Genomic DNA, 4,717 nt, shown 5'->3' on the forward strand with positions numbered 1-4,717 from the left:
GGTCAAGGTAATAGGTGATACGACGAAATCCTTCGGCTTCACATTGCGTGCAAAACATCGTCGACGACTTGTAAAGGCCTTCCAAACGCTTGTTATCTTGAGGCTTAATCCAGGTCACGACCTCTAGAGTGTGATCAGAGCGTAATCCATCGATTACAAGCTCGGATTCGTTCAAGGTATACGAGCTTTCATCTAACGACGAGCCATCTAATTTAATAGACCTAAGTTGCAGCTCTTCGCCATCAAGACGCAAAGCGCTTTGGTCTTTCTTATCTTTGCGCAACACTCGCATGACATTTGTCACTTCTGCGCCATCTTCATATAGACGGAATGTAAGATGAACGCTCTCAATACAAAAAGCTGGAACCTGATAGTCTTTTAGATAAGTAACTGTCGCAGCTGCGTCTTTCATAATAAGTTCCTGTTTAGACAAACGCTCTATGACTTTTTTTAGGCATAAAGCGAAACTTCGTAAGCCCCATATTTTCGAATATTAAGGCAGGCTTGTTCAAAAATAAGATATTGACCCTTAATCGCCATTAAGGTGTCTTCGATTTCAGGTGTTTTATCCAAGTTGTAGGTTTTCGCTTTTTCGGGCCAAGCGAGATGAGGATAAGAAAAGTTGAACAATTCCCCTGACACAAGCCATTCAATCTGCTCATCTGGGAACTGGCTCTTAAGCTCCGACAAATAGCTATTGATCTCGCCGAATAACTTGTCGCGCTCAGCCAATAAATCTATTTCCTCAACTTCATGCTTGAGCATCTTCCGCCAATTCGTTCTATCTGCAACCCACTCGCGTAGTTTGTTCTCAAGCATGCCGGAAAGTTTGCGTGTAGAGACCGACGCGATAGGAAGCGCTTGAATCGCTCCCTGATCAATCCAGCGGGTTGGAACTTGTGTGCCCCGGGTGATCCCCACTTTCAAGCCGGTAGAATTTGCGAGGTAAACAACATGAGGCTGCATACAATGGGCGTCGCCCCAAGACGGTTCTCTACACGTCCCTTGATCATAATGGCAAAGTTCTGGGCTCATAATACACTTGTCGCAGCTCGCCAGTTTTTGGAAGCATGGATAGCAATAGCCCTGATTAAAACTTTTCTTGGTTAATCGCTGACAGTTAGAGCAGCGGATCTCATTTTCGAACACAAGCTTGATGGGCTTCCCCAGCAGAGTGTTTGCATCAAGCGCGGCATCTCCAACCTTAAGGGTATAAGCAACGGGGGTTTGGTGGGCGACCGGCATTTTCTGAAGACGGCCGCGAGCAAGTAATTCCAAGTAAACCTCAATATCTAAAATAGTAGTGAGCGACAGCTCTTTTGAGAAATCAATAACGCAGAAAGCAGCAGTTGCAATCAGTGCAACACACGAACGGGCATTTCGTCAGAAGGGTCATCACCACGCTTTTTCTTTGCATTATCGATATACCCAACACGCTCTTTCTCAGGAACATCGTGCGCATTTTCATAGACAATAACCGCCTGCAAACACAATTCCTTTTGATCACGAGTCAAAGCTCGGCCATCAGGCCACTTACCCAGCTCTAAAGCTTGCTTAAAACGCTCGTATATCTCAGGATCAATTTGCTTCGCCGCATCTTCAAAATTCATTGCCAACCTCAACTTCCTATCGTAATTTGTGATCCGCTTTTGAGCGCAAGCCAACGAGTAACCACGCCCAAATTAGCCCACCTAGCAAACCATACAGGTGCGCCGAGTTCGCCATACGACCTAGTCCAGCCCACTCGGTCAATGGCGTGTAGCCAATAATTAGCCAGACAAGTGCAAAGCGGAACAAGGGGTCCGGCATAAAAACGCTGGAATCATAACGGGACCATACCCAACAGAAACCAAAAAGGCCATAAACAACGCCAGACAAACCACCAAACAGATAACCCCCGTCTAGCAACTGTGCAACATTCGAAATAATGGACACGACAACAATCAAAGTCAAAAGAGAAAGCCAGCCCTTTTTGCGCTCAACTTGACCGCCGAGGACCCAAAACATCAACAGGTTAAAGGTGATATGCAAAAGACTAAAATGTAGGAAATCTGGCGTAATCAATCGCCAGAACTCACCATCGCCTATCGTGGCGATTAAGGCAGCCCAACGCCCATCGATGGACGACATATTAAACGATCCATCAAAAGGATTTACGATCAATAAGGCACGCAAGTATGGGCCTCCCTCGCCTAAATCCGTAAGCCATGCGACCACAACACATATAGCAATGATGATAAAAACTAGCGGAGCCTGTGCGGGTGAAACACGGTCATATGGAGCGACCTTCACGCTTCGACTCACTTTTTTTGAGGCATTTACTTGCTGTAAACGCTCCTTCAACTCTGGATTTTGGAGATAAGATTGCAAGGCTTCATTGACCTGCTCTGCCATCGAGTCATCAACCAAAATCAATACCTGCTCGCCATCGGACTCGACAACGCGGTGCTGAACACCATTCTGGTTCAGCCAGGTTGAAAATGGCCCAAGGTCTTGGTCAATCGCTAAGCGTGCAAGTTCGATCATGACGGAGAGACATCCACCCAAACAAATTTTTCCGGCTTCAGCGTGCGCTCATCGTCCATACGATAAGCCACCAGCTTGCCATATTTTACGGCGCTGTAATCTAGGCAGGCGACATTATCGGTAATCGGTGCGGGCAAACCCGACATCCAGTAATGGCCGACAAAAACCGGAACTTCAGTATGATTGTAATACATCAACTGATCGAGCTCTGCGTCCGACAAAGGTCTATTCATAAGTTTGTCAGGCAAGGGGTCAGGCTGAAAGACGACGTCAGAATAAATCTTTGGCTCTTCGTTCCAAAACTTGGTGCGAAACACATTCCGAATGTAGCCATCTTTGCTAATAATTGTTTCACCATCAGGCAGCTTTAGGGAGGTACCCCGTGTTAAACGATCAACCATTTTCTCCAAAAAGGTGCCACTTCTCGCGGAAGCGTACAGCATATCCATGGTCAGGCAATGGTCTGGACTGAGGGATTTGAAATGCTCTATTGCGTGATGGTCCCAACAGGCATGAACAACACGAAAGTGCCCCTTATCCAAAAACAAAGGGATGCTGTGAAACCACTCTAAAAAACACTGCCACTCTTTTGGATGTGCCTCAAACTCTTCCAGCGTTTCGCGAATCAGGCGATGGTTTCGCGCGTTGTGCTCACGAAGGAAAATATGGTCTTCCTCGTCGCGCCCACGCGTGCAATAACACATTGCGTTGTATTCATGATTACCCAAAACAATCTCGGCTTCACCCGCGTCCACCATATCTTTCACAAGATGCAACGCTTCGCGAATACGCGGCCCTCGATCAACGATATCACCAACAAAAATCACTTTACGCTCGTCATGCCGGTAACAACCATCACGATGCGCATAACCCAATTTTCGAAGGAGTTTTTCTAAGGTTTGCGCGCAACCATGCACATCTCCAATCAGGTCATAGCCTTGAACCGAGTTGTCTGTCATTGCTATACCACTTAACTAGTTAACAGATTGTGGGCCCAGCCTAGCTTCTCACGACAGGTTTCGTAAAAGTTATGCGTGGTCGGATGAATCAATCTTACCTTGTAAGGCTTTTTGGTAATGCTAACTGAGTCGCCAGGAGCAACAGGAATGTGGTACTGACCGTCACAACTGACTTGTGGGTATATCTCATTACCCTCGCCAATCACGATCTTAATTTCGCTTTTCCCATCCACAACAATCGGACGACTGCTAAGGGTATGCGGGAACATTGGCACCAAGGCAATCGCATCTAATTTTGGGTGCAATAAGGGACCGCCAGCTGACAACGCATACGCCGTCGATCCGGTAGGTGTACACACAATCAATCCATCAGATCGCTGACTGTAAACAAACTGCCCCTCGACAAACAGATCAAAACCAATCATTCGTGTCGATTTACCAGGATGTAAAACAATATCATTTAAACCCGACCCATAACCGACCGGCTCGCCGTTTCGCTTAACGTGCACCTCAAGCAAGAAACGCTTCTCTTCGATATAATTGCCGTCGAGAACTTCGTTCACACCCTCTTCAATTTCTTCTGGCGAAATATCTGTCAAAAAGCCTAATCGCCCGCGATTCACTCCCAATAGAGGAACGTTCGACTTAGCAAGCTCACGGGCGGCGCCCAACAGGCTTCCATCGCCACCAACCACAATCACAAGATCACACACCTCACCCATCATTTTGACACTTGAAACCTGCAAACTGTGTCCAGGCATCAGCTCGGCGATCTGCTCTTCCAGAATCAAGTGATAACCTTCTGAAATCAGATGGCGCTTCAATCGTCGGAGCGTCTCTACGACCGTTGCACTACCCAAACGACCGATCAGGCCAATGTTTCGAAAGTTATCCATATTTCCTCTTTAGGTCTAAATCCGCATTTGCGCTAAAACAAAAAAATGAGGCTTGAGTATGCTTATTGAGATCAAGCCTTTAAACTTGTCTGACATAATACCAGAAAAGCCAAGATCAGATGGTTTCAAAGCTGCAATACAAGTCTGCCGAACACTCCTTCAAGCAAGCACTGGCTCTTCGCAACCTAAGCTGGTTCCTGTCTCAGGCGGACCTCATCAAAGCCGAATCGCTCGGTAGCCATACGCACATCATTAGCGATGAGATTGGTTTGGACTCAGCTAGCTACTCAGATCAGCTCTCAGACCGCTTAGAACAAAGCCCAAGCCATTTCCTCG

At 46.8% G+C, this 4,717-nt stretch carries 6 protein-coding genes and 1 pseudogene; 1 reads left to right on the forward strand and 6 read right to left on the reverse strand.

Annotated elements, in window-relative coordinates; all coding sequences use genetic code 11:
* The 6 genes and pseudogenes from pepN to A3750_RS08900 form a co-directional block, all read right to left on the reverse strand.
* Positions 1–412: pseudogene (pepN, locus tag A3750_RS08875) on the reverse strand (aminopeptidase N); the annotation flags it as partial.
* 38 nt (positions 413–450) lie between these two features.
* Entirely contained in the window at positions 451–1,278 is an 828-nt protein-coding gene (locus tag A3750_RS08880; RefSeq protein WP_231871776.1) for a DUF2797 domain-containing protein, read from the reverse strand.
* Between the two features lie 77 nt (positions 1,279–1,355).
* Complete coding sequence (locus A3750_RS08885; protein ID WP_068452170.1) at positions 1,356–1,610, reverse strand: YeaC family protein; 255 nt, start codon at positions 1,608–1,610, stop codon at positions 1,356–1,358.
* Between the two features lie 16 nt (positions 1,611–1,626).
* On the reverse strand, positions 1,627–2,526 hold the full coding sequence (locus A3750_RS08890) for a rhomboid family intramembrane serine protease (RefSeq protein ID WP_068452173.1): 900 nt from the start codon (positions 2,524–2,526) through the stop codon (positions 1,627–1,629).
* Positions 2,523–3,485, reverse strand: coding sequence for a metallophosphoesterase (locus A3750_RS08895; protein ID WP_068452176.1), 963 nt, complete (start codon positions 3,483–3,485; stop codon positions 2,523–2,525). The genes A3750_RS08890 and A3750_RS08895 overlap by 4 nt, the downstream gene beginning before the upstream one ends.
* 11 nt (positions 3,486–3,496) lie before the next feature.
* The gene (locus A3750_RS08900) at positions 3,497–4,381 is read right to left on the reverse strand and encodes an NAD(+) kinase (RefSeq protein ID WP_068466147.1); all 885 of its coding nucleotides are present in this window, start codon (positions 4,379–4,381) and stop codon (positions 3,497–3,499) included.
* 119 nt (positions 4,382–4,500) lie between these two features.
* Between A3750_RS08900 and A3750_RS08905 the strand changes: the two genes are divergently transcribed.
* The coding region (locus A3750_RS08905) for a hypothetical protein (RefSeq protein ID WP_156498495.1) at positions 4,501–4,717 on the forward strand (217 nt) is incomplete at its 3' end.

It is taken from the genome of Oleiphilus sp. HI0079 (genome assembly GCF_001635105.1).